General features: G+C 57.6%; 17 protein-coding genes and 1 tRNA gene. 4 read left to right on the forward strand and 14 right to left on the reverse strand.

What is annotated here, in order from left to right:
- Positions 1–327: 327 nt before the first annotated feature.
- The 3 genes from M2401_RS32870 to gabD form a co-directional block, all read right to left on the reverse strand.
- Positions 328–1,737, reverse strand: coding sequence for a response regulator (locus M2401_RS32870; RefSeq protein ID WP_259111014.1), 1,410 nt, complete (start codon positions 1,735–1,737; stop codon positions 328–330).
- A gap of 148 nt (positions 1,738–1,885) precedes the next feature.
- Entirely contained in the window at positions 1,886–3,166 is a 1,281-nt protein-coding gene (gene gabT / locus M2401_RS32875) for a 4-aminobutyrate--2-oxoglutarate transaminase (RefSeq protein WP_259111016.1), read from the reverse strand.
- 181 nt (positions 3,167–3,347) lie between these two features.
- Positions 3,348–4,790: an NADP-dependent succinate-semialdehyde dehydrogenase gene (gabD, locus tag M2401_RS32880; RefSeq protein ID WP_259111018.1), complete on the reverse strand. Its 1,443-nt coding sequence runs from the start codon at positions 4,788–4,790 to the stop codon at positions 3,348–3,350.
- A 417-nt stretch (positions 4,791–5,207) separates the two neighbouring features.
- Between gabD and M2401_RS32885 the strand changes: the two genes are divergently transcribed.
- A tRNA-Arg gene (locus M2401_RS32885) sits at positions 5,208–5,284 on the forward strand.
- A gap of 366 nt (positions 5,285–5,650) precedes the next feature.
- A complete protein-coding gene (locus M2401_RS32890; RefSeq protein ID WP_259111019.1) occupies positions 5,651–6,610 on the forward strand; it encodes a hypothetical protein in 960 nt (319 codons plus the stop codon).
- Between the two features lie 325 nt (positions 6,611–6,935).
- Here M2401_RS32890 and M2401_RS32895 read toward each other — a convergent pair whose 3' ends face one another.
- The 4 genes from M2401_RS32895 to M2401_RS32910 all read right to left on the reverse strand — a co-directional run bounded on the left by M2401_RS32895 (position 6,936) and on the right by M2401_RS32910 (position 11,175).
- Positions 6,936–8,702 carry an ATP-binding protein gene (locus M2401_RS32895; protein ID WP_259111021.1) on the reverse strand — a complete coding sequence of 589 codons (1,767 nt, stop codon included), beginning with the start codon at positions 8,700–8,702 and terminating at the stop codon, positions 6,936–6,938.
- Positions 8,692–9,870, reverse strand: a complete 1,179-nt coding sequence (locus tag M2401_RS32900) for a hypothetical protein (protein WP_259111022.1) — start codon at positions 9,868–9,870, stop codon at positions 8,692–8,694. Before M2401_RS32900 ends, M2401_RS32895 begins: the two co-directional genes overlap by 11 nt.
- A gap of 214 nt (positions 9,871–10,084) precedes the next feature.
- Complete coding sequence (locus M2401_RS32905; protein WP_259111024.1) at positions 10,085–10,390, reverse strand: hypothetical protein; 306 nt, start codon at positions 10,388–10,390, stop codon at positions 10,085–10,087.
- A 380-nt stretch (positions 10,391–10,770) separates the two neighbouring features.
- Complete coding sequence (locus M2401_RS32910; RefSeq protein ID WP_259111026.1) at positions 10,771–11,175, reverse strand: lysozyme inhibitor LprI family protein; 405 nt, start codon at positions 11,173–11,175, stop codon at positions 10,771–10,773.
- Between the two features lie 251 nt (positions 11,176–11,426).
- Between M2401_RS32910 and M2401_RS32915 the strand changes: the two genes are divergently transcribed.
- Entirely contained in the window at positions 11,427–12,071 is a 645-nt protein-coding gene (locus M2401_RS32915) for a hydrolase (RefSeq protein ID WP_259111028.1), read from the forward strand.
- A gap of 85 nt (positions 12,072–12,156) precedes the next feature.
- Here the strand turns inward: M2401_RS32915 and M2401_RS32920 are convergent, their stop codons facing one another.
- Positions 12,157–13,410 (reverse strand): hypothetical protein, encoded by a 1,254-nt coding sequence (locus M2401_RS32920; protein WP_259111030.1) that lies wholly within the window; start codon positions 13,408–13,410, stop codon positions 12,157–12,159.
- Positions 13,411–14,920: 1,510 nt separating this feature from the next.
- Here M2401_RS32920 and M2401_RS32925 point away from each other — a divergent pair.
- Positions 14,921–15,247 (forward strand): DUF6124 family protein, encoded by a 327-nt coding sequence (locus M2401_RS32925; RefSeq protein WP_259111032.1) that lies wholly within the window; start codon positions 14,921–14,923, stop codon positions 15,245–15,247.
- 438 nt (positions 15,248–15,685) lie between these two features.
- On the opposite strand, the gene M2401_RS32930 is transcribed toward M2401_RS32925, so the two are convergent.
- The 6 genes from M2401_RS32930 to M2401_RS32955 all read right to left on the reverse strand — a co-directional run bounded on the left by M2401_RS32930 (position 15,686) and on the right by M2401_RS32955 (position 24,878).
- Entirely contained in the window at positions 15,686–16,819 is a 1,134-nt protein-coding gene (locus M2401_RS32930) for an acyltransferase (protein ID WP_259111034.1), read from the reverse strand.
- 241 nt (positions 16,820–17,060) lie between these two features.
- On the reverse strand, positions 17,061–18,008 hold the full coding sequence (gene tagQ, locus M2401_RS32935; protein WP_259111036.1) for a type VI secretion system-associated lipoprotein TagQ: 948 nt from the start codon (positions 18,006–18,008) through the stop codon (positions 17,061–17,063).
- An 85-nt stretch (positions 18,009–18,093) separates the two neighbouring features.
- Entirely contained in the window at positions 18,094–19,815 is a 1,722-nt protein-coding gene (locus M2401_RS32940) for a formylglycine-generating enzyme family protein (RefSeq protein ID WP_259111038.1), read from the reverse strand.
- A complete protein-coding gene (locus M2401_RS32945) occupies positions 19,808–21,028 on the reverse strand; it encodes an ABC transporter permease (protein ID WP_259111039.1) in 1,221 nt (406 codons plus the stop codon). Before M2401_RS32945 ends, M2401_RS32940 begins: the two co-directional genes overlap by 8 nt.
- Entirely contained in the window at positions 21,028–21,744 is a 717-nt protein-coding gene (locus M2401_RS32950) for an ABC transporter ATP-binding protein (protein WP_259111040.1), read from the reverse strand. The genes M2401_RS32945 and M2401_RS32950 overlap by 1 nt, the downstream gene beginning before the upstream one ends.
- Positions 21,741–24,878, reverse strand: a complete 3,138-nt coding sequence (locus tag M2401_RS32955) for a serine/threonine-protein kinase (RefSeq protein ID WP_259111042.1) — start codon at positions 24,876–24,878, stop codon at positions 21,741–21,743. Before M2401_RS32955 ends, M2401_RS32950 begins: the two co-directional genes overlap by 4 nt.
- Positions 24,879–24,880 lie beyond the last annotated feature (2 nt).

Consider the following 24,880-nt stretch of genomic DNA (forward strand, 5'->3'; position numbering starts at 1 on the left):
AGCCTCGCTCCCACACCATCTCATTCCAATTCAAATAAACGCAGCACAATACAAATCCCGTGGGAGCGTGGCTTGCCCGCGAAGAGGCCGGTGCATCCGCAGCATCATCTCCGGCTGAAAAAAAGCATTCGCGGGCAAGCCTCGCTCCCACACAATCTCATTCCAATTCAAATAAACGCAGCACAATACAAATCCCGTGGGAGCGTGGCTTGCCCGCGAAGAGGCCGGTGCAACCGCAGCATCCTCTCCGGCTGAAAAAAAGCATTCGCGGGCAAGCCTCGCTCCCACAACATCTCATTCCAATTCAAATAATCTGAACCGGCGTGCTCAAGACTCCGCCGCCGAAGACGGCTTATCAATCAGCAAGCTGTCCTCACCCGGCGGTGGCAGTTCGTCGTCCATCTGATCGAGCAGGTCCAGCTCGGTATCTACCGCGCCCTCTTCAGCCGTCAGTTCACCTTCCACCACCTCAACAGGCACTGACGGCGCAGGCGGGGTGATCAGGCTCGGCCCGGCGCTGCCGGTGAGTTTCTTGCGCAGGCGTTCGAGATCGGCAACACCCAGCTTCAACAGCTTGGCCGACTTGGACTTGAGCAGCGCCGCCACGGTTTCGTTTTCGCCCAGGCAAGCCATTTGCCCGGCCAGGTTCATGGCCAGCACCTCACGGGTGAAGATCCCGGTGTTGTACTGATACACCGCCGCGACCAGCTCACGCAGTTCCAGCGGCAGTCGCCAGCGGGTGCGCAAGGCCGAACCGAAGGCTGCCGAGTACTGTTCCAGGGACTGGGCGATGACTTCCTCGGTCAGCACGCCGCCGACCAACAACCACTCCTGCAGGCAACCCACCACCGCCAGGTCGCCGAGGCTCTGCAACAGGCCGGCGCAATAGCAACGGTCCTGATCCAGCTCGAGCATCCGCGCCAGCACCCTGGCGTATTCCGCGGTGCGCTGGGACAACCCCCAGAACTGATTGGCATGGAAGATCAGCGCATCGTCGCTCAGGGCCGCAACACGCTTGTTCGCCAACCCCGAAATAATATGCGCGCTCTGCACACCACCCAGCATCGCCAGCGCAGGGCCCAATGTCTGGATTGGTTTGCCGACATGCTGTGCAGCGGTATTGGCGGCCGCGATCAGCACAGCGGTGACATGGGGATCGCTGCGCAGCTCCTGCTCGAGCAAGTGGACATCGATGCCATTGGGCCCCTGACTGCGCTTGAGTGCCAACGGCACGTCGACAAACAGCGGCGCGCTATCAGCAGTTTCGCGGCGCTTGTCGAGGAACTTGGTCAAGGTCAGGCCCGGCGCCAATGGCGGAATCTCACCGGGCGCATGCTCGGCACGGCCCAGCAGCAGGGTTTCCAGGCGCTGACGCAGGCCCTCCAGGTTCAAAGGCTTGGTCAGGTAAGCGGTAGGTGCCAGCGGCAAGACCTCGCGCACACTGGCGCTGTCATTGCGGCTGCTCAACAAAATAAAGGCGAGGGGCGGCGAGCGGCGCAGTTGGCGAACACCACGCAGCAGGCTCAGGCCATCAATGATCGGCAGCTCTCTGGCCGCGATGATCAGGTCCGGCAATTGTTTCTTCAGCCATTCCACGGCCTGGCGGCCATCGGTGCAGATCTCGAGCTCGGCCTCGGCACAAACCCCCAGCACCAGATCGCTGAGTGTTTCGCGAATCCACGGATCAGCTTCTGCGATCAAAACTCGTGGTATGGCGGGCACGTCTACAACACTCATCAGGAGTCTCCGACTTCACTGCATGCACCTTAGCCAATGCTCCGCTCTGGATACAGACATAAAAAGACAAATGCCCGTCTGAAAACGAAAAAAAACCCGCCAAAGCGGGTTTTTTCGTACGACTGGTCAAATTTTGACCATGAAAGCCTTACGCCAGTTCAGCGAAGCATTCTTCGATGATGGCCAGGCCCTTGTCCAGTTGTTCGTCAGGCGAAGTCAACGGCACCAGCACGCGCAGCACGTTACCGTAAGTGCCGCAGGACAGCAGGATCAGGCCTTTGTCACGCGCCTTGGCCACCACCTGGGCCACCGCAGCGGCGTTTGGCTTGTGGGTGTCGCCGCCTTCGAAGCACTCCAGGGCAATCATCGCACCCAGGGCACGCACTTCGCCAATCACCGGGTACTTGGCCTGAATGGCTTTCAAACCAGTGACCAGACGCTCGCCGACAGCCTTGCAGCGGTCCAGCAGGTGCTCTTCTTCAAACACTTCCATCACGGCCAAGGCAGCCGCGCAAGCAATCGGGCTACCGGCGTAGGTGCCGCCCAGGCCGCCTGGAGCGATGGCGTCCATGTACTCGGCCTTGCCGCAGACACCGGCCAGCGGGAAGCCGCCAGCGATGGACTTGGCGAAAGTGGTCAGGTCGGCAGTCACGCCCATCTGTTCCATGGCGAAGAAGGTGCCAGTACGGCCAGCGCCGGTCTGTACTTCGTCAGCGATCAACAGAATGCCGTGCTGGTCGCACAGGGCACGCAGACGCGCCATGAAGGCCTTCGGCGCGACGTAGAAACCGCCCTCGCCCTGCACCGGCTCAATGATGATCGCGGCGATGTCCTTAGGCTCGGCATCGTTCTTGAAAATGCGCTCGATGCTGGCGATGGAATCGTCAACGCTGACGCCATGCAGCTCGTTCGGGTACAGCGCGCGGAAGATGCCGCCTGGCATCAGGCCCATACCAGCCGAGTAAGGCACGACTTTACCGGTCAGGCCCAAGGTCATCATGGTGCGGCCGTGGTAAGCGCCGGTGAACGCGATGACGCCAGCACGGCCAGTGGCAGCGCGAGCGATCTTGACGGCGTTCTCAACCGCTTCGGAACCGGTGGTGACCAGCAGGGTTTTCTTGGCGAAATCACCTGGCACCTTGGCGTTGACCTTCTCGCACAGCTCGACGTACGGCTCGTAGGCCAGTACCTGGAAGCAGGTGTGGGTCAGCTTGGTCAGTTGCTCTTGCACCGCGGCAACGATTTTCGGGTGCAGGTGACCAGTGTTAAGGACCGCAATGCCCCCGGCGAAATCGATGAACTCGCGGCCTTCGACGTCAGTGACCGTCGCGTTCTTTGCCGATTCGGCGAAGATCGGGTGAATCTGGCCAACACCGCGGGGTACAGCGGCTTCGCGACGTTTCATCAGGGATGCGTTGGTTTTGCTCATGTATTCCTCATTCGCCGCTCATCGGTCGGCGTAGCTCAAGGATCGAGTGACGGGGTCAGCCCGCGACAGCATGCGATGATCGACTGTCGGGACGTCCCGGCCACCAAAAAGGTTTTTGGGTGCTACTAAAAGCCGCCGAAACGTCGCTCTCGCGCCCCGGCGGCTGCAACACCTCTGCGGGTCAGACCGACAGGCAGAGGTATTTGATTTCCAGATAATCTTCGATGCCGTACTTGGAACCTTCGCGGCCCAGGCCCGAGGCCTTGATGCCACCGAACGGCGCCACTTCGTTGGAGATCAGGCCGGTGTTGATACCCACCATGCCGTACTCCAGCGCTTCGGCCACGCGGAACACGCGGCTCATGTTCTGAGCATAGAAGTACGAAGCCAGACCGAACTCGGTGTCATTGGCCATCGCAATCACTTCGGCCTCGTCCTTGAAGCGGAACAGCGGCGCCAGTGGGCCGAAGGTCTCTTCCTTGGCCACGGCTGCGTCTTTCGACACATTGACCAGAATAGTCGGCTCGAAGAAGTTGCCTTCCAGCGCGTTACCGCCGCTCAGCACTTTCGCGCCTTTGCTCAGGGCGTCAGCGATGTGTTCCTTGACCTTGGCCACGGCTTTTTCGTCGATCAGCGGGCCAGTGGTAGTGCCTTCGGTCATGCCGTTGCCGACCTTGAGCTTGGCCACGGCGGCCTGCAGCTTCTCGGCGAACGCATCGTAGACCGCGTCCTGCACGTAGATACGGTTGGCGCAGACGCAGGTCTGGCCGTTGTTACGGTACTTGGAGATGATCGCGCCTTCGACGGCCTTATCCAGGTCGGCGTCGTCGAACACGATGAACGGCGCGTTACCGCCCAGCTCCAGGGAGACTTTCTTGATGTCCTTGGCGCATTCGGCCATCAGCTGGCGACCGATTTCGGTCGAGCCGGTGAAGGACAGCTTGCGCACGATCGGGTTGCTGGTCAGCTCGCTGCCAATATCGCCAGCGCTGCCGGTCACCACGCTGAACACGCCAGCCGGGATGCCTGCGCGCTCGGCCAGTTCAGCCAGAGCCAGCGCCGAGTAAGGAGTTTGCGAAGCAGGCTTGAGCACCATGGTGCAACCGGCGGCCAGGGCGGGGCCGGCTTTACGGGTGATCATCGCGGCCGGGAAGTTCCACGGCGTAATCGCGGCGGTGACACCGATGGGCTGCTTGAGCACGATCAGGCGCTTGTCCGGCTGATGGCCAGGAATCACGTCGCCATAGATGCGCTTGGCCTCTTCAGAGAACCACTCAATAAAGGAAGCCGCGTAAGCGATCTCGCCCTTGGCCTCGGCCAGCGGCTTGCCCTGCTCGAGGGTCATCAGGCGACCGAGGTCGTCCTGGTTTTCGATCATCAGCTCAAACCAGCGACGCAGCTTGCTGCCACGTTCCTTGGCGGTCAGTGCACGCCAGGCCGGCAGCGCCTTGTCAGCCGCCTCGATGGCGCGACGCGTCTCGGCCGCGCCCATCTTCGGCACAGTGCCGAGAGTCTCGTTGGTGGCCGGGTTATTGACCTTGATGGTCTGACCGCCGTCGGCATCCAGCCACTTGCCATCGATATAGGCTTGTTGGCGGAACAACTGGGAATCTTTGAGCTGCATGTCGGCCTCCTGAACATCACCGCGCATGGGCGCAGCGTTTTATTGTGGGTTCGCAGGCGCCTCGGGCGAGGCTGCCACCAAGGAAAACATCCGCCAGGCCCGCATATAAATGTGCAAAGACCAGACAAGAGCGTTTGAAATCTCAAACGAATCCTAGGGACTGATGGGTTAAAGGACAATAGCCTGTTCGAAAAAAAGAACGGATTTTACCGGATCAGTAGTTTTTTCTGATCGGCGTCAGTGGGCAACGTTCAGAAAAACTGCTCCTCAAGGTAAGCCCGGCAAAAGCCATCACGAAAGGCCATAACCCCATTGACCGCCCAACGGTGCCATCAGCGGCCACTAGCCCGGCCTGAAGGCAGGATAAAAACCGCCATGGACGCCTCGGGCCGACATGGGTATCATGGCGCCCGCATTGCACCAGTAGCTCAGCTGGATAGAGTACTGCCCTCCGAAGGCAGGGGTCATGGGTTCGAATCCCGTCTGGTGCACCATCTACTTGTTTTGAGCTGTCCTGGACTGTCTTGAAGCGTCAAACGAAGCCCGCCTTGTGCGGGTTTTGTTGTTTTTGGATAGCTTTTTTTGTCTCGGCAGTCTGTCTGGGACTAACGGAGATGACGGCCATCGCACATAAGGATGCAACAACATCCAACCCTACCTATCAATGAGCAGTGGCAACGGTCAGTCAAACGCGGTAGTTCAGGTTGGTCGCGCAATCTCTCGCCGGTAGTTTGTTGAAGTGTAGCCTGCACTCCGTCACAGAGATTGCTGTGACAGATTGCCAGGCATGGGTTAGATTTGCCCCAGGCCTTCATAGCCATTTGGCCCAGTTCATACGATGCTATCAGGGAGACTCCCCCATGGACCAATGGGACTACGATCAAATAGAACTGCCGCCTGAGGCAGGTAACCAAGATGCTCGAGAGTTCGACCCTAATGATCAGTGGCTCCAAGAAGCTCCTAGGGCTTTACAGATTGAAGCAATGAGGCGTTGGTTTTCTGCTCGGTTCGAAGATCCTGCGAACTCCACACCCTACGAAAGTAGAGAGGGCGGATACCAATTTATTTGTGGCGGCCCCTACGATCCAAACGAAGAGATACAGGAACGTTTTTCACACGTCGTAGAATATGAGGTGATGGAAGAGGTGATCAATGATTTAGTTCAAAAATGTGGGGACGAATGGGCAGCGATTGATCGTGGCGATTGGGGATATGATGATATCTATTCGATGCTTCCTGAGGCTCGCACTGATCCACTGAGAATGTTGATTGAACGCTTGAATCAAGTTGAAGAAACGCTAACCAGCCCTGTCATTACCCAAGGTTTTGTAATTCAGCTATTGCATAGTGCAACAATAACGGCTTTAGAGGCTTATCTGTGGGACACGACTGCCTATTGGGTCACACAGAATCACGATGTATTACGATCCTTTGTCAAAAGTAATGAAGATTTTGCGGGAGAGAAACTGAAACTTTCAGATATCTTTACCACAATGGAAGGTTTAGAGAAAAAGGTTATTGACTACTTACAAACTTTCATATGGCATCGATTGGATAAAGCCAAACCGTTGCTTGAAAAAACCTTGAGAATTAAATTTCCTGAAATAGCACCATTCATGCCAGAAATTATAATTCGTCACGACATAGTGCATCGAGGGGGGCGTGACAAAGAGGGCTATCCTGTAAATGTCACATCATCCGACGTTAGGCGAGTTTCTAATTTGGTTAAGAACTTTGCAGAGGCGCTTGACGCTGAGCTTCTGAAAACTTTCCCTATCTTACAAGTATCGACCTTCACGAATCTAGTTGATCCAACTTAGAAAAATGTCACTCCAGAGTTATACTGTATTTATTAGCCATCAATTAAATCCATTCTTAGGTACGACAGACCCGTGATTAAGATGCGCGTCTGCCCCATTATCCTTGGGCCATGAAAGGCAGCACTAGCCAAAACAGTCGTTCAGAACGCCTACGAAACCAGGGGCTATTTCCCAGAGAGAGTTCGCCGCCTCGGCAAGCGCGTGTAGGGCCTGCGGATCTATCCGGGCCAGGCCCTGGGGTTGATCCAGACCCTACTGAAAGATTGCAGCCAGAGCAAAGCGTCTATGCCCAAGTCGTTAACCGTCACTCTAGAGACCACCTTCCTCACTTTCTCCAACGCTCAATGACCTGCGCGAAGACAATATCGCGCCACGGTGTTTTCCACTCACTATGAACCTTGACACTTTGAGAGTGTGGCTCTGGAACCGGTAGCGGCATCTTGATCACTGCAGGCAGCAATACGGCGTCACCGACCACCACGCACTCGCCAGGAGCCAGGTTAGGCAAAATCTCTGTGATCGCATTAGCGTTGTCAGGAAATAGCCGTCGAACATAAGTCTGATCAGCATCGTTCGTGAGGCGAAGGGAAATGAAGTTATTACATTGAGCGAATATTGTTTCCGACACTTCCGAAGGCCTTTGGCTCACAACCATAAGGCTTAACCCGTATTTACGTCCCTCCTTTGCGATGCGCTCGATAGACTTTCGCGATGATCGATAGGCTGCGTTGCTGTCTCGCGGTACGTAGTTGTGCGCCTCTTCACAAACAAGCATAACCGGGATGTCGTTGAGTTTGCCTCCAGCATGTTGCAGCTTTGAATAATGAAAGCAGAAGTCAAAGATGAGTCGAGAGATCAGACTTACCGTAACGCTCAGAACCTCAAATGGAACCCCGCTCAAGTCTACAATGGTGACGTTCGCCTTATGGAGGTATCCAATGAACTGCTTCATCAATGCCTCGAAATCATCAGTAACATGCGCGAGTCCATCGACTTTCTTTGAATTCAAAAGAAATCGGAGGCGTTTATCCGCCAGTTTCGACTCCAACCTCGAAACAAACCGATTAAACTCTCCATTGAACGGCCCGTTGGTAGCCTTGGTGGCTACCGCAGTTGAATTCGTGATAAAATCGTGGACTTTTTCGAAATATATTTTCCGATCAAGCACCAAATCCCCGTTGGCTAGTTTAGGTCTGTCCTCTCCGGGTAGTCGGCCAATTACCTCCCGATTTAGATTCTCTATAAAGCTATAAACCTCTCTAATAGAAAAATAAACAGGAGTATCATAAGTCACTTCTGGAACAAGTGGATTATGCATTTCCTTATTTAAAACCACAGCATACTTAAACTGACTTACTTGATTGTGCGAGTTAGATTCATTACTTTCTATAAACATGCTTTCGAGCTCTTCCGAGTTCATCAGCCAGTATGGGAGCTGGAGCGAGTCAATATCCAACCGACTCAAAGTGAAAGACTCCTCTGCATGCAAAGTAAACGCAGCGGTATATTCATCATGAATATCGAATATCACCACATGCGAGTTATTTTGCTTATTCTTATTGTTATTTTTATGCTGAGATATCCCAACGATACCCTGTAACACACTAGCAACAGTGCACGACTTGCCAGAGCCGGTGGAGCCGACGACGGCAATATGCTTGCTGAAAAATCTGTTGCCGTTGATCATAAGATCAATGGCTTTATTCATCGAGAGTTTTCCAAGAGGAAAGTCGTGATCACCATCTGCTGTAAATATCTTGTCTAACGTATCATTTTCTGCAATGAATGCATGTTCAGTTGGTACAGGTAATAGAAGACTACTACGGTCAAAGGTTTTATCCTCTACTAGAGTTCCTATCGCTTGACATTCAATCTGGAAGCTCCAGATCGGTTTCCCGTCTGAGGTGGTCGTGTTTGCACCTTTGATATTTCGAATGGTGGCAATCGTAAAATCGTGGTTGCCTTGGGCGATCTTCAGAAAGCGACCAACCTGAAGTCCTTCCTTATTTCTCTCGAAAACTTCAAGACTATCCACCGCAACGATGACAGCTTCAGGTGCACATGAGAGTACTGCTCCAACTTTAATAGGCATTGCTCATCCCCATCATATATTTTACTTCATCAAATTTTTCAGCACCTAGGGCCTCAACATTTACATCTTGAAGATCTAGACTCGTAATATCCCCATAGCCAATTACAAAAAAATCATCCGGCTTAACTTTAAGCTGAATATCTTTGTAATCCGCCCAACGAATTAGTCGCAAAACAAACTCTTTTTTATCCTTCAAAACCATCGGCTCACGAAAAAAGCTGATTTCGGAAAAAGCCTTTACTGGTCGCCCAAGGTTTGGGACCACATCCTTCCCGATTAATCGTTCCGCAATCTCCTCAAATAAATCTTGAGTAACATCCAGCACAAAGAGGGGGGTATGCGTGTGTGCTTGCTTGAAATGGTATTTATCAATAAACAATTTGATAAAGAGTACAATTTGATTATCAAACCGCTCTAGAAATTCAGGAAATATGATCAGAAACCGCAAACGAACATTTGCACTCAGATTTTCTTTTAGCTGTCTACGTCGTATCTCTAAAATTTTCTGCCGAGTTTTTAACGCAAGCGTCCACTGAGAAACGGCTGTAGATCTAATTCGGTGAAGCTTTTCCATGAAGTCTCTTCTGGTAATTCTTCTTAATTTTTCCTCATGTTTTATACTAAGATCGCCGATCATTTGGATGGCATTTGGATAAAATAGCGTCTCCACCTCAACCTTGCTAAAACCTAGAGTTTCAAGCAGCCTCGCATTCTCTTCCATCAAATCGTTGTACTTTGGAGTTATCGTAACCGTGAATACTTTTAGAAATTCCTCCACATCAACACCAACAACATCTGCGATCAACGCTTGTAAGTCTTTATTTTTTGAGCTTAGAGCACCCTGTAGTTCTATGGCTGAAATGACAACTACGGGATTATTCGGAAAATAAGCGAACAGATGATATTTTATATTCGATATAGGATTAGATTTAAAATGCTTCATCATCTGAAGCAAAGGGTCGTACAGAATGCTAGGTACGTATTTATTCTGCGCTTCGTGATATTTACACTGAATCGCTTTAGTGCCCGCAAATGTTGCAACTTCAATATCTTCGACAATACCCTCTATAGTAATTTCCGCATCATCCGACGCCTTGAGTAGCTCAGCGAGGGTCTGATTAAACTGGTACAAGAATCCTTGGATTGTGTAGTCGGCCGAACGTCCCATTTTGACCTCTGCAATTGTTTATGCCCAAACGCTAGCAGCATTTAGACGCCCAGTCACTTTATATGCCCACCGCTTGCACTCCGCTAGCTCGACAAGGCGCTAGCAACCACTATCGGCAGATATATCAGACTAGCAGCTGAAAAAGCCCGCCCTGAATCTTCAAGCGGGACTTTCTGCGGCTTACAAAATAGCCGGGTAGCCCAGAGCTGGATCCCTACCCCCTAGCCACCCCCATCAACTCCACCCCATCCTTCAGCAGCAGATAAGCCGCATTCACCACCCGCCGAAAATCCTCATCACAGGTATTGCTGATATTCATGCACGTCAGGCTCTCAAGCAGCTCCGTCCCTGCACGAACGCGGATACTGGCGCATTCCTGCAGATCGCTTTTATCGGCGTGGGTATCGATGAACAATGAGGGTGAGCTGCTGAAATTGGTGCTCAGGGGGAGGTAGCGGTCTGCGTGCTCGGTTTGAGATGCGTCAACGTTGGGGGTGTTGGACGGATTTTCGGTATGCATAAGTTCAGAGTCTCTAATAGAGAATAAAAAAGCCGAGATGCGTAGATCGGCGCTTTGAACTACTGATGAGGGTGACCAAGCCCTGTCGCTGTTTTGCAGCGACGGCGCGGACTATAAGTGCATGGTTTTGACTGTGCAATGCGGGCAAATTGCCCTTACGGAAGTGTGTTTTGATTCATGCACAAAACACCTAATTCATTGATATAAATAGATATTCATTTTCGCTACCTGTAGGAGCGAGGTTTGCCCGCAAAGAGGTCCGTACATCCGACATATTTCTGAGCCTGACCCGCAGCCTTCGCGGGCAAGCCTCGCTCCTACAGATAGAAATAGCTCATGCCATTTCGATTGCCCCTGCCGAAAGTCGTTAAGCCGGCTGTCTACTGGGCCGCATCCGATCCAAATTCGGCATACCACTCCAATGCATCCGCCCGCGTCTGGGTCATGTTCAGCTCGCAGCTGGCGCCATTGATCATGTCCATGGTCCCGCCGGTAAAGGTGGACTGCATCCCGCAATCGGCATCGCGGAATTTGACCCAGAGCATCTGGGCGTCCTTGAGCTGCTTTTTCTGTTCTGCAGGCAGCACGGCCATGGCGGCTTTATAGGCCTTGTTCAGGCGGGCGTCCTGCTTGCGGGTTTCTGCGCGGGTGCAGTCGCTCATGGCGGCGTCGCCCATGGCCTTGGCAAGGCAGGCATCGTACTCCGGGGAGCTTTTGGTTTCGGCGAAGGCGGCAGAGGAGGAACAGGCGACGAGCAAAGCAGCAGCGAGGAGGGAATGACGCATGACAACAGCTCCATTGTTGGCTGGGGATCAGGTGATGGCGTATTCGAGCCTATGACCGACCCTGGGTTCAGGAAACCCCGAGTTTTTTGTTTGTCCCCATTTTAGAAACAATGAATCCGATTTATGGGGAATTGTCTCGATAACCACAAGCCCGTAAATTTACTCCCAAGCCAGACGCAAACAGCCCAAACGAGCAAAGCGCCTAACTAAATTTACGACCTCTCTGTTATCGACATCTAAAGGAACATGCCATGTCTATCCGCGAACTGCTGAACCCAACCAACTCCGCTCTGATCCTGATCGACCACCAGCCGCAAATGGCTTTCGGCGTGCAGTCGATTGATCGTCAAACCCTGAAGAACAACGCCGTCGGCCTGGCCAAAACCGCGAAGATCTTCAACGTGCCGACCATCCTGACGTCGGTTGAAACCGAAAGCTTCAGCGGCTATATCTGGCCGGAACTGCTGGGCGTGTTCCCGGATCAACAGCCCATCGAACGCACCTCGATGAACTCCTGGGAAGACAAGAAACTGGTCGCAGCGGTCAAGGCGACCGGGCGCAAGAAACTGGTGATCGCAGCACTCTGGACTGAGGTCTGCCTGAACTTCCCGACGTTGGAAGCACTGGCCGAAGGCTACGAGGTGTACATCGTCACCGACGCGTCGGGCGGCACCACCAAAGAAGCTCACGACATGTCTGTACAGCGCATGATTCAGGCAGGCGCAGTACCGGTAACCTGGCAACAAGTGCTGCTCGAATACCAACGTGACTGGGCACACAAAGAGACTTACGACGCCGTGATGAACCTGGTGCGCGAACACAGCGGCGCGTACGGCATGGGTGTTGATTACGCTTACACCATGGTGCATGGGGCACCGCAGCGTAAGGTTTCCTGATTCGAATGAGTGAGCGCGGAGCCCCTGGGGTTTCGCGCCCAACACCACAGCGCTGTTCACCGGTCATAGGGTGGACGGCGTTTTTCTATGTTTCAAACAACACAAACAAAGCCATCGAACAGAAGAAAAACCTCCATCCGGCCAAATGCAGGCGCCAGCGGAAAATACGATAGCCGTCTGCGTTCGCGCGCCTGTCAAAGTGGCCCGCTATCACTGAAAAGCAGCCGAGGGCCAAACAGAGATAAAAGCCTGCAAAGGTCCAGACTGCCGGACCATGGCTATGCAGCACTCCCCGCTTACTCGGCAGTATCATGTCATTCCAGATCAGGCCGTAACCCAGCACAACAGCAAAGGCGCCTCCCGCCACAAAGGCCATGATCAACATGAACACCGAAACGACATCATTACCCCCCGGTAACGGTCGCGGAACGAAGAGCTCTGACAGCGTCTTGCGCAATCGCTCAAGGGTTTGGGGCGTCGGCTCGGGCTGCCAGCTCGGTGCCTTGTTGACCAAGTAACACAGCCAGATTGCCGCAATGAAAGGCCCTGGAAACACCCAGCCAAACAGCGTGTGCCCGGAAGACGGCAGCCGTGCAGTCACAACCAGAAGCAGCACGCCAAAGCACATGGAAAAGACCAGGGCCCGGAGCCAGATCACGCGGTTGGACTCAGTGATCAGGTAGCGCCGAATTCGACGCCAGGCTTTCCAGCAAATCACTTGGCACAGCACAAAACCGTACAGCACCAGGTTCTGTTGCAGAGGCCGGTCAGCAAAGTGCGGCGAGAATGCGAAGAACGCAAAGGGAAAAGTGATAAGGCTGGCTGGCAGCAAAAGCAGCAACATGCCCAGCCATAACCAGACCGGCGCATAGAGGCGCCTGCGCCAAGTCGAACGATGCGGCTGCGCGACCGCCTCGGGCGGCGATATTTTCGGCAAAGATGGCGCAGGTTCGGCTGCCGGTTTGGCCAAAGACAACGCTACAGGTGGCGGTTGCCAAATCTCAGCCTGACGAACCAGCAGGTATATCCAGGCCGCGGCAATGAATGGACTGATCAGAATGAAAGTCCGTGTCACCCCGGTAGAACCAAGCCCGGCCCGAAACGCCAACAACAACCCCAGAAGAACAGAGAATGTCAGGCACCTCAGCCAAAACTTGCGGTTGGCTTGAGTGATCCGATAGCGACGGACGCGATACCAGGCCGCCCAGCAAATGCCCAAGGCAATGGCAACGCAAAGCGAGGGCAGGTTCTTTATGAACGCCCAGCGCTCGCCTTGCAGGAAAAGTACCTGGAGAGCGATAGCAACCGTTATCAGGCTGATGGGCAGCAGAAAAAACACGACTCCAATCCATAGGGAAACTGGAGCGTAAAGCCTTCGGCGCAAGTCCATCCCGTTTCGATCCATGAGGGGGATAACGACATGACGCTAGTTGAGGATTTCGCGATGCACCAGTTCGGGATAGCGGCGGCTGAACTGTCAAGGATTCCTTGACGGTTGCCCATGGGTGCACGGCGCGCATCCGTGGGAGCGAGGCTTGCCCGCGAAGGCGTCGACGCGGTGTGCCTGCGTACCGGGGTCAGCCTCTTCGCGGGCAAGCCGCGCTCCCACAGGTTGCGCGTCGCTATTGGGATCGGGGGTAGCGATGAGTACGCCCTCCCGGCTAAAGCCGGTCCTACGAAACCTCATTTCAACCCGGATATGGGCGGTGTGTTCACAAGGCGGTGTATCCGACACAGAGCATATGACGGTTCCTGATAACGCCGCGCAAACGATCAATAGCCAATGTCCTACACGCCATCACGTACATTCGCTCTATGTACTTACCCCAAGCCTGCGTAATCTTGGATCCACAACTGGCGAACAAGGAGTTCCCCAGCGAATTACGGATGATTCGACCATGGCCCGGATGGCCGTCGACAGGATGTTGGAATGGTTTTGTAGAAAAGAACCCGCTTCGGCGGGTTTTTTATTGCCTGAAATTAATGAGCATCCGTGGGAGCGTGGCTTGCCCGCGAAGACCTCGACGCGGTGTGCCTGATGTCCCAGGCTCAGCCTCTTCGCGGGCAAGCCGCGCTCCCACAGGTTGCGCGTCGCTATTGGGATCGGGGGTAGCGATGAGGACGCCCTCCCGGCTAAAGCCGGTCCTACGAAACCTCATTTCAACCCGGATATGGGCGTTGTGTTCACAAGGCGGTATATCTGACACAGAGCATATGACGGCTTCTGATGGCGCCGCGCAAACGATCAATAGCCAATGTCCTACACGCCATCACGTACATTCGCCCTATCTACCTCCCCTCAGCCTGCGTAATCTTGGATCCACAACTGGAGAACAAGGAGTTCACCAGCGGATTACGGATGATTCGACCATGGCCCGGATGGCCGTCGACAGGATGTTGGAATGGTTTTGTAGAAAAGAACCCGCTTCGGCGGGTTTTTTATTGCCTGCACAAAATGCCGGTCTGCAGGCTCCCACCCAATTTGTGGATGCTTTCCCGGCTGAAGCCGGTCCCACAAAAAAGCGCTGCTGTAGCCCCGCTCTCTTTCTTTTGAAGGACATTTCCGAGAGAATCCGCACCCACTTGCGCCGGTCAATTCGGGAGCCTAGTCTGCGCCGGTCGCTGCTCATCAGCGATCAGGTTTAGTAGCCTGGCACCATGAGTTAAGGCGTATTGGACCGCTGTATCAGCAACCGTTTTCGACGGTTGTACGTTATGGCGGCTGTGCGCAGGGCACCCTCGGGTGCGCCGGTTTCTTAGCTCGCCGGTCTACTAACCTGCAAGTCACAGCCGCCACCTTTGATCGTTTAGTAGCGATTATCTGGCGGCTCTCATTGAAGAGCTAAGCCATGGTCAAAATCACACCCGATCCACCCCATTCCAATTCAACAGACTGCGAACCGACGATGGTCGAACGCGCCCTGGCTATTTACGTGGCCCAGGACATGGCCGACCTGCAAGACACCCTCGTCCACGCCATCGAGTTCCTGCGTTGCGCCATCGCCACGGCCTATGAAGTCGGCGACGCCCTGCAAGGCTCGCAACGCAAGCTGGCCTTTACCGTCATGCATATGGTGGAGATGGGCACGTTGATGGTGGAGCGTGCGCTTGAGTGCATCGAACGCGCAGAAAAGCTTGCGGCGTTGGTCAACAATCCTCGCGCAAACGATCAATAGCTAATTTCCTACAGCACAGCACGTAGATTCGCTCTATTTACTGTCATGTGTCTCTCGTAATGTAGCCCTAACAACTGGTGAACAAGGAGTTCACCAGCGGATCAAGGACGGTCCCGACCATTGCCCGGAGGGCTACTGACAGGATGTTGGAATGGTCTTGTAGAAAAGAACCCGCTTCGGCGGGTTTTTTATTGCCTGCACAAAATGCCGGTCTGCAGGCAACACCTGTGGGAGCGGATTCATCCGCGAATAGGCCAGTGAAGACTCTCAATATGTGTCGGATGTACCGGCCTTTTCGCGAATGAATTCGCTCCCACTCGATTTATGGGTGCGCCGGTTTTTTGCTTCCTGCCCAGGTTAGTGTTTGCTGCGTGACAGCGCAGGATCATAGACAGGGGATCTCCCACAGAATTCGCTCCCACAAAGGCGCCCAAACGATTACCTGACGGGAATCGCCGCCTTGTCCCGGCGCCGCAGCAGCTGCCTGCCCAACCCCTGCCCCTTGAGTTCGACATAGTGGTACGTCGCGCTGGAAATGCTCACCACCACCAGCAGAATCAGCAGCACCATCAGGTTATTCAGCCAGACATGCCCGGTATCCAGATAGCGGATATCCCCAAGCATGGGCGCTACCTCGGCGCCGGTCTTTTTCTGCACCACCATGAAAGCCGAGATGACGAAGAACAGCACCGCCAGATGGGTCAGGTAGATCGAGTAGGACAAGCGCCCCAAACGGGCGAAGAATTCGTGCTTGAGCATGCGGGACAGTGCACCACCATCGAAGGCGAACAGCACGATGGTCACGCAGAACACCGCGCTGGCGGCTAATACCTTTTGTTGCAGTTCACTGGTCAAGACCGCCCAGATAGCAATGGCGGCCAGGGCTTCCAGTACGCTGAGCAAGACAAAGCCCGGCGCAACCCAGTGCCTGAGCCGGTTGAAAAAGGCGTAGGCCAGGGCTCCGGCGAAGAAGCAGCCCAAGCCTTTTTGCGCGTAGACCGTCAGCACATCGGCCTGGCTATAGAGCAGGGTAAACCCGGCCAGGGCAATCACCGTCCATAGCAAATATCTGCCGGAGGACGCCATGAGCATGGTCGCGGCGAAGACCATGTAGGTCCAGTACTCGATGCTGATGCTCCAGGCCGGGGTGTTGAACGACAGGTTTTCCGTGAGCGGGGTCCAGCTTTGCAGCAACAGAAGATTGGGCAGGATCTGCGACGGCGCGTACATACCGGTAAAAGGCGTTTGATTGAAGCCAAAACCCTGTTTGTAGGCGGCAAATTTGAGGAATTCCAGGGCGATGAAAACCGCCAGCATGAAGGCATGCAGGGGTAACAGCCGGAAGGTGCGGGAGACGAGAAAATGGCTGAAGTCCAGATGCCGCTTGCTGCCGTAGGCATGAGCCATGACAAAGCCGCTGAGGACAAAGAAGAATTCGACGAACAGATCGGCGTTGGCGAAGAAGGTCCAGTCAGTAATGCTGCCGACCAGATGGGTGTGGTACAGCACAACCGCAATCGCGCAGATGCCGCGCAGGCTGTCCAGCGCGTGATATCGCCTCACGTCTTGCATGCAAATCCCCCGATCAGGTGCCATCGCTCGAAAGCGCCTAAAGCAACCCATCGGGTTCGGTCGCGTTGTTACCAAAGGCCAGACGATAGCGCAGCGGCGGGTTTGTGCAAGGACGGTGGTCGGAATGACTGCGGTGTTTGGCCAATACCTGTGGGAGCCGGCTTGCTGGCGATCGAGTGCGAAGCACTCGCAGGCCGAACTGACGCCATCGCCACCAAGGCGGCTCCCACAAAGTACCGGATCAGGCGTTAGGGCAAGGCACCGGTGCCCAGTCACCCACGTCCGGGTTTTTGCACATGCTGTTGACGGAGCTCTGACCGGCCGCGGCAACCTGGGCGCTTTCAGTCTGTTTGGCCTTGGCGTCTTTCAGGTTTTTCTCGGTGGCAACGGCTTCTTTCGGCACGTCAGGCAGTTTGGCCTTGGCCGGTGGCTTGACCTTGCCGCCGGTTTTCTTGGTGCTGGTAGTGACAACCGGGGAAGCGGTGTCGGCCTCGACTACGGTGGCAACGTCGGTACGCTGAACGCCAACGGTCTGCAGGTCTTTCTCGTAGGCCTGGGTGTAGCTGTTCAGGTCTTCGTTGGCGCGGCCGTTCACGGCGACGATCAGGTCGTTGGACTCTTTCAGGCCCGAGACGATTTCAGCCAGGCGCTTGCGGCCTTCGCTGTCGCTGATGGTCTTGGCTTTGCGGCCCGACAGCAGGTTGGCGAATTCACGCTGGTAGCAGGACTGCGACGCGCGAGCGTAAGAGGTGCTGCGGTCGATATCGGCAGCGCTCTTGTTGATGTCAGTGCCGTAGGAGGCGATGCGCTGGTTGTCATCGGTGATCTGCTTCTGCCGCTCGGTGTAGTAACCCGCTGCGCCGCCTGCCAGAGCACCGCCTGCTGCGCCGATGGCAACGTTGCGTGCACGCTGCTCGGAGCTGCCGGTCAGGGCGCCCAGTGCCGCGCCGCCGAGCGCGCCGAGGGCGGCACCGGTAGCAACCGACTTGGTCATGTCGTTATCGGTACTGCGCAGGTGTTGCACCGGCTCGTAGCAAGTCGGGTAGTACTCGACCTTGGTCGTCGCCGCGACCTTGGACACCGGCGAGCTGGCGCAACCGGTCATCATCACCGTGCTGAACCCGACGGCTACCCACAACAACGTACGGCACTTGGAAGTTGAAACAAGGGCTTTACGGGACACTTGCATGTTTGCGATCTCTTCTTTGGTTTTAACTATCCCGGAACGGCCCGACGCCGTCCGAGTTCCCTCTACACGCGCTCACTTCGGCCCGTCAGGGTTGACTGGCCGAGGCGAGCAGTTCTTTCAAAATCGTTTCCGGGTCGGCGCGCTGTTGCTGGCGATAACTGCCGACGTGCTTGACGAACAGCGTCGCCCGGGCCACCAGGCTCTTGCCGATGATCGGTTTGCGACTGAGTTCTTCCTTGATCCGCTGGAACTGCGCCTGAATCACCGCGTCGGTGTAGCGCGTGCCGGTGGCCAGGTTGTCGATATAGATCGCCACGGCGCCGTCGAGCGCGCTGCGACCGTTATCCAGCGCCGTGCCGAACAGCTTGGCGCTGGCCGGATCCTTGGCGTCGATGGCGCTCTGCTGGCTTTTCTTCAGGTTGGTCAGGCGGATGTTGTAGTTATTGATGGTCTCGGCCACCAGGGCGGCGGACTGAATCAGGTTGCCGGCGGCTTCTTCGCGCTGGCGGGCGATCAGCGAGACGTTGCGCTTGAGTTCTTCGTTGACCAGGCCCAGCTCGGCCTGCACGCGCGGGTCGGTGTTGGCGGCGATGATGCTGTCCAGACGCTTGGTCGGGTCCTGCACGTCGTCGATGGCGTCGGTCAGGGAGGCCAGGCGGCCTTCTTTCTGCCATTGCGTGAACAGGTCCGGGTAGCGTGAACGCGGCGCCGACAGCGCACCGATGGCGACGCGAAAACCGGTGGTCTCGTTGCGTTGCTCGGTGCCGTCGGCGGCGAACAACGGGTATTCGCGGCGCATGCCGGTAAACAGCGTGCCCTCGCCTTCCAGGTAGTTGCCGCCTTTGGTGATAAAGCCGCCGTAGGTGCCCTGACGACGACCGGCGTGGACCAACTGGAACGACTCCTGAACCATCTCGGCGGCGTTGCCGATCACGTCAAACATGCCGATGGGGTTTGGACGTTTGGTGCCAATGGGCATCAGGCGTGCGGCCTGGCCGGTGCCGCCGGCGACCTGATTGAATACTGCCCAATCGCCCAGCGGGCCATCGCTGTCGCTGCCTCCGACCCGGCGCGGAAACAGGCGCCCTTCCAGCTCCTGACGACTGACCGCATGACCGCCACGGGCAGCAAATTCCCATTCGACTTCGGTGGGCAGGCGCACGAAACCGACGCCGCCGTCATCTTCGCTCTTGCCCTTGCCGCTGACGGGCAGCAAGTCGCGGTGGTACTTCATCAGCCAGGCGCTGTACACGGCGGAAAAGCGCTCGGCCTCGAAGTGTGACAGCTTGACCTTGGGCAAGCGCCCCGCCATGCCTGCCGGTGCTTCGCAGGCCGGGGCTGCTTCGCCGGTGGCCAAAGACTGGGCCTGGGCCATGACGGCGGCATATTGCTGCGCGGTGACTTCGTACTTGCCGATGAAGTACATCATCGGCTTGAGCGGCGTACTGGCGTCGGTCTTGGGCAGTTGCGGGCCGATCACTTTGCTCCAGTCCGAGGCCAGGTCGTTGAGGGTGAACGGGCCATTGATGTAGTCGCGGCGGTAACCGGAAATGAACGACTGCTTGTAGCCTGGCTCGTCTTCGCTGAACGGGTAGCCAAGGCTGATTTCCCGGTCGTCGAGAGCACCCTGGGCCAATACGTAGACGTAGCGGAAAACCATTTCGCCGTCGCAGGGCAACGGCAGACTGACGTCGCCGGGCAAGGGCTTGGGGTTGTCCAGTTGGTCGGTGTCATCGGCATGGGCCAGCGACACCGCGCACAACGCGGCGATGACCACTGCCAGGGCGGCCCTGCGCAACTCAAACATCTCGGATTCCTTCAGCGGGTTCGATATGGGCCACGCGCCAGCCGCCGAGGGCCGCCGCCAGGGCGCTGGCCCCGAGCAGGGCAGCCAGGGCGACCAGGTAGTGGCGCAGCAGCAGTTGGCTGGCGTATTCGCCGGGCTCCTGCATGAACAACAGATTCAGGCCGCGCTCGGCCAGGCCATACAGGACGCCGCCCAGTGCCGCAGCGATCAGGCCGCTGTACAGCGCCTGGCACATGACAAAAGACAGCAACGCCCCGGTACTCAGGCCGAGCAGACGCAGCACCGACAGCTCGTGACGCTTGCGCTCCACTGCCGCCAGGGCCCCGGCAGCAATGGCAGCGAAGGCGCCAAGCACGGCCAGCCCGGCGATGACCCAGAAGACAATGTTCAGGTTGCGGCTCAGGGACTGCACTTGGGCAATGGCGGCGGCCTGAGTCGAGACCAACAGGTCGCTGTCGGCGAAGTAACGGCGCAGCGGCTCGACGTCGTTCAAGGTCTGGGCATACAAACGGAACGCCGGATAAACGCGCTGCTCGCCGGCCCGCGCGCGGTCCCCAGCCCAACCCAACGCAGGCACGGCGCGGCCGTCGCGGTAATCTTCGGCGGCTTCCAGTAAAGCCAGTGGCGCAAACAGCGCATCACGGGGGAAGGCTTGCAGCGGCAACACGCCGGACACCTGCACCCGCGTGTGCTGGGCCTCGGCCTGCCCGGCTATTTGCCGGGTGAACGCGGCGTCGAGCCAGTCGCCGGGCTTGACGCCGAGCTTATGGGCGGCGGTCTGGCTGAGGATGATCTGGTCGAGGCCGGCAGGCACGGTCATGGCGCCGAGCAACGGGTCCTGAATGGCGGTGGGGATCATTTCCACATTGACCCGCGCAGCCTGTTGCTGCGCCTCTTGCGGCGCCTGCACCGACAGGTCGGCGGTCGCGGCAATCTGCCGGGTGCGCGGGATGGCAAACGCCACATCGGGGCGTTGGGCCAGTTCGTTGATAAAGGCGGCATTGAAGCGGCCACCGCCGAGCGGGATGATTTCCCGCACCAGCGGGTCGCGCTCCAGTCGTTCGGTCAGGCTGCTGACCAGGCCGAATTTGAGGCCGAACAGCACCAACAGCGGCGCGATCACCGCCACCAAGGCCAGCACGGCGCAGGCCGACAGCCGTGCATCAGCGCGGTAGTCCTGCCAGGCCAGGCTCATCACCAATCCGAAGCGCATCAGTGCACCTCGCCCAGGGTGGCCGTGACGCCGCCATCGGCATCGCGCTCGCAGGCGATGTTCAGAATCGCCAGACCGGCACTGCGCGCCAGGCGCTCGTCATGGGTGGCGATGAGGCAGCCGACATTGCGTTCCCGTGCCCGGCTGAGCAGCAGTTGCATGACACGGTTAGCGTTGATCGGGTCGAGGGCGGCGGTGGGTTCATCGGCCAACAGCAGCTGCGGGCGATGGGCCAAAGCCCGTGCACAGCTGACCCGTTGGCGTTGGCCGACTGACAGGGCATGGGGTTTCTTGTTCAGCTGTTCGCCGATCTCCAGCTGCTCGGCCAGGCGCTCGACGCTGCCGTCATTGCTCAGCCCCAGCAACTTGCGTGGCAGAGCGATGTTATCGCGCACACTGAGAAAACCCAGCAGGCCGCCGGTTTGCAGCACGTAGCCCAGATGCTTGCTGCGCAGACTGGCCAGGCGGTCCTGCTCGTTGTCGCGCCACAATCCGGCGATATCAACGGCGCCCTGGGACGGGAAGAAGTCAAAACGCTGGGCCTGATCCGGTCTGGAGACCAGCGCCAGCATATCCAGCAAGGTGCTCTTGCCGCAGCCGCTGGCACCGACCAGAGCAACCTGTTGCCCGGCCGCCAGTTCCAGACGCGGGATCACCAGGCTGTAGCGTTGCAGCCCTTCGCCACGGCTTTTGCGCACATCGCGAAGGCTGATCATGGCAGGGTCGACAACGGTACGCGGTACAAGGCATCACCCGGCTCGGCATCGCCGAAACGGACCCAATTGGCCAGATCGTTGTGGAAGGTTTCATAGAGGCGGATTTTCGATTCCAGCTCGTCGATAAAGTCTTCCTGCTCGGCGACGCTGAGGGACAGCCACAGGTCCTGGGTCATGTTCAGCGACTTGCTGCGATACGGCAGGCCCTCCAGATACTCACCGAGGATGCCGCCCTGGGCCAGGTTGGCGCCCTTGCGCAAGGCCGACGGGTCGCGGCTCATGTAGGCACTGGCGCTGGCGATTTCCTGGAAGAAATCCTTGGGCGAGGTCTGGGTCTTGCGCGCTGCATCGACGATCAGCTTGAGCGACTGTTGCAGGTCGTTGAGTTGCAACTTGGTCAGCATCACGCAGACCTGGAACGCCGGCAGCGCCGGGTTTGTCAGGTCGCGATCCGCTGTCCAGGCACTGACCAGTTGCGGCGCCTGGCTGGCCGATTTATGGCCGAGGAAATCCATGTGCATCGCATAGCCGACCGCCGCCGATTTATCGGCCAGGGTCGGCGCCGCCCCGAGCAACGGCGCAGGATGGTAAGGACGGTTGCGCACGTCATGGACCATATCGGCGAACACCGAACCGATCTCGCTGACACGTTCGCCGAACTTGCCGACATCACCACCGGGGATCGGAATGTACAGGTCGCCGATCTGCGGGTTGGCGTCGGCGGTCAGGGTGCGGTACTGCTGCTCGGCGAAGCTGTGGGTTTTCTTGCCGGCATCGGTGCGCAGGTGCAGGGCGAAGATCTTGATCTGCTTGCCCAGCGCCGCTTGGCGCACTTCAGCTTCGTTCATCTGGGTGCTGCTGTCGGGGTCGTTCTTGCGCAGGGAACCGGCGTCGCTGACCAACAGGATCAGGCGCCCGCCGTAGCCGGACCAGTCCATGCCGTTGACCGCCTGCATGACCCCGGCGAACGAGTCTTCGTTGAACGACTGGCTCGACACGTTGGTGGCCTTGACCTGATCCATCAGGGCGCTGAAACGCGCTGGGTCGCGGCCTTGGTCGAGGGTGATCAGGGTTTTGCTCAGGTATTCCAGGCCTGGCGTGCGCGTGACGCTGTTGCGAAAGCCAACCAGCCCGAAGCTGACGCTGTCCAGGTCGCCGCGCTGGGCGATTTTGCCTTGCAGCTCATGGACGACGTCGCGCACCTGATCGATATAGGGCTGCATCGATTTCGAGGTGTCCACCACCAGCACGATGCCGGTGCGGAAGGCGTCGCTGGCGAACTGTTTGGTTTTGCGATCCTCGGTCTGCCCAGGCGTGGCGCCCGGATCAATGGAGGCAATATTGAGCAACTGCACCGGCTGGCCGTTCTGATCGAAGCTTTCGCGGGAATCGAAAATCGGCAGCAGGTAGAACTTGTCTTGCGGCACGGCGCTGGCGGCGGGCTCAAGGGCCAGTACCTGGCTGTCGTCCTCAGGGTTTTTCTGCGCCGCGAGCAACAGGTTTTTCGCCGAGGTCGGATTGGTCAGCAGCTTGTCCAGCTCGCTGGCCTGACGCACGAACATCACGGGCGAGCGCCCGGAGCGTTCGGTGAATTTCAGCACCAGACTCTGCTTCCAGTCGCTGACCTGATCCTCGGCCAGCCAACCAGAGCTGCGCCCGTCAGTGGCAGCACCGAGGCGCAGCCACGACTTGCCGTCGAAATTCTTGCGCTCGTAGACATAGAGCACGGTAAATGCCGGCAGGGATTTATCCCCCGGACCACCCGGCACACTGGCGAAGCGCGCCCCGGGTTTGCTCAGCACACGCTGGAACAGGGTTTTCTTGCCGGGCATCAGCAGTGGCCGCGAGTCGCTGCTCTTCTGCTCGGCGGCGCCCGTGGGCTTGCCGACCTGTGGATGGAGCTGCGCGGCGGCGGTCATCTGCGTGACCAGGTTTGGCGTTGGCCCGGTGGGCTGGCTCGATGGCTGGCCGGGCTGGCTCGGGGTGGTGTTGGTCGGCGTAGTCGTTGGCGTGCCGGTTTGTGTACTGGGCACAGTAGAGGCCGTCGCAACGGGGGTCGTCGGCGTCGGCTTGACCTTCTCTTCCGGCGTCGGGCCGCTCACCCACCAGTAACCGCCAACACCCACGCCGATCGCCGCAGCAATTGCCACCGCGAGCAAGGCCATGACCGGGCCACGGCGTTGCCCGGAGGCTTGCGCCTTGTCCAGTACCGGCGTGGGCCGCTGGCGCGCTGGTTCGGCAACCGGCGCGGGAATGCTGATCGATTCCGGCTTCAGGCCCGCCAGATCGAACGCCAAAGGCTTGGGAGCCGCAGGCATGATCACCGTGCCGTCGTAGGCCTCGGACGGCAGCTTGTCGAGCGCGGCGAGCAAGGCTGCGGCATCCGGGAAGCGCTCGTTGGGGTCCTTGGCCAGCAGTTTGCGCAGGATGTCCTGATAGCGGCCATGATGAATCGGCAGCTCCGGCAGCGGCTGGGTCAGGTGGGCCAGGGCTGTGGACAGCGCATCGGTGCCGCTATAGGGCAGCTCGCCGACGAGGATTTCATAGAGCACCACGCCCAGCGCATAGAGATCGGCGCGCCCGTCGATGTCCTGGCCACGGGCCTGTTCCGGGCTCATGTAGCTGGGCGTACCGACGGCAAAACCGGCCTGGGTGAACTGAGTGCGGTCGTCCAGAGACTTGGCGATGCCGAAGTCCGAGAGCACTGCGGTGCCGTCGGCGCGGAACAGGATGTTGGCCGGTTTAACGTCGCGGTGCACCAACCCCTGAGCATGGGCGTAGCCCAGGGCCGAGGCGATATGGCGGATGTAAGTCAGGCCCTGCTCGGCACTCAGGCCCGCCGCGATGCGCTCCTTGAGGGTGCCGTTGGGCAGGTATTCCATGGCCATGTAGTACAACTGGCCGACGTTGCCGATGTCGTGGATGGTCACGGTATGCGGGTGAGACAAGCGCGCCAGGGTGCGGCCTTCGCGCAGGAAGCGCTCGCAAAAACTCGGGTCGGCCGCCAGCGCAGCCGCCATGACCTTGAGCGCCACTTTGCGTTCGAGAGAACGCTGGGTCGCCAGGTACACGGTGGCCATGGCGCCTTCGCCAATCTCACCTTCAATGTCGTATCCAGGAATCACAATGTCCATTC

The sequence above is a fragment of the Pseudomonas sp. JUb42 genome (assembly GCF_024807945.1).
In the GTDB taxonomy this organism is placed as follows: domain Bacteria; phylum Pseudomonadota; class Gammaproteobacteria; order Pseudomonadales; family Pseudomonadaceae; genus Aquipseudomonas.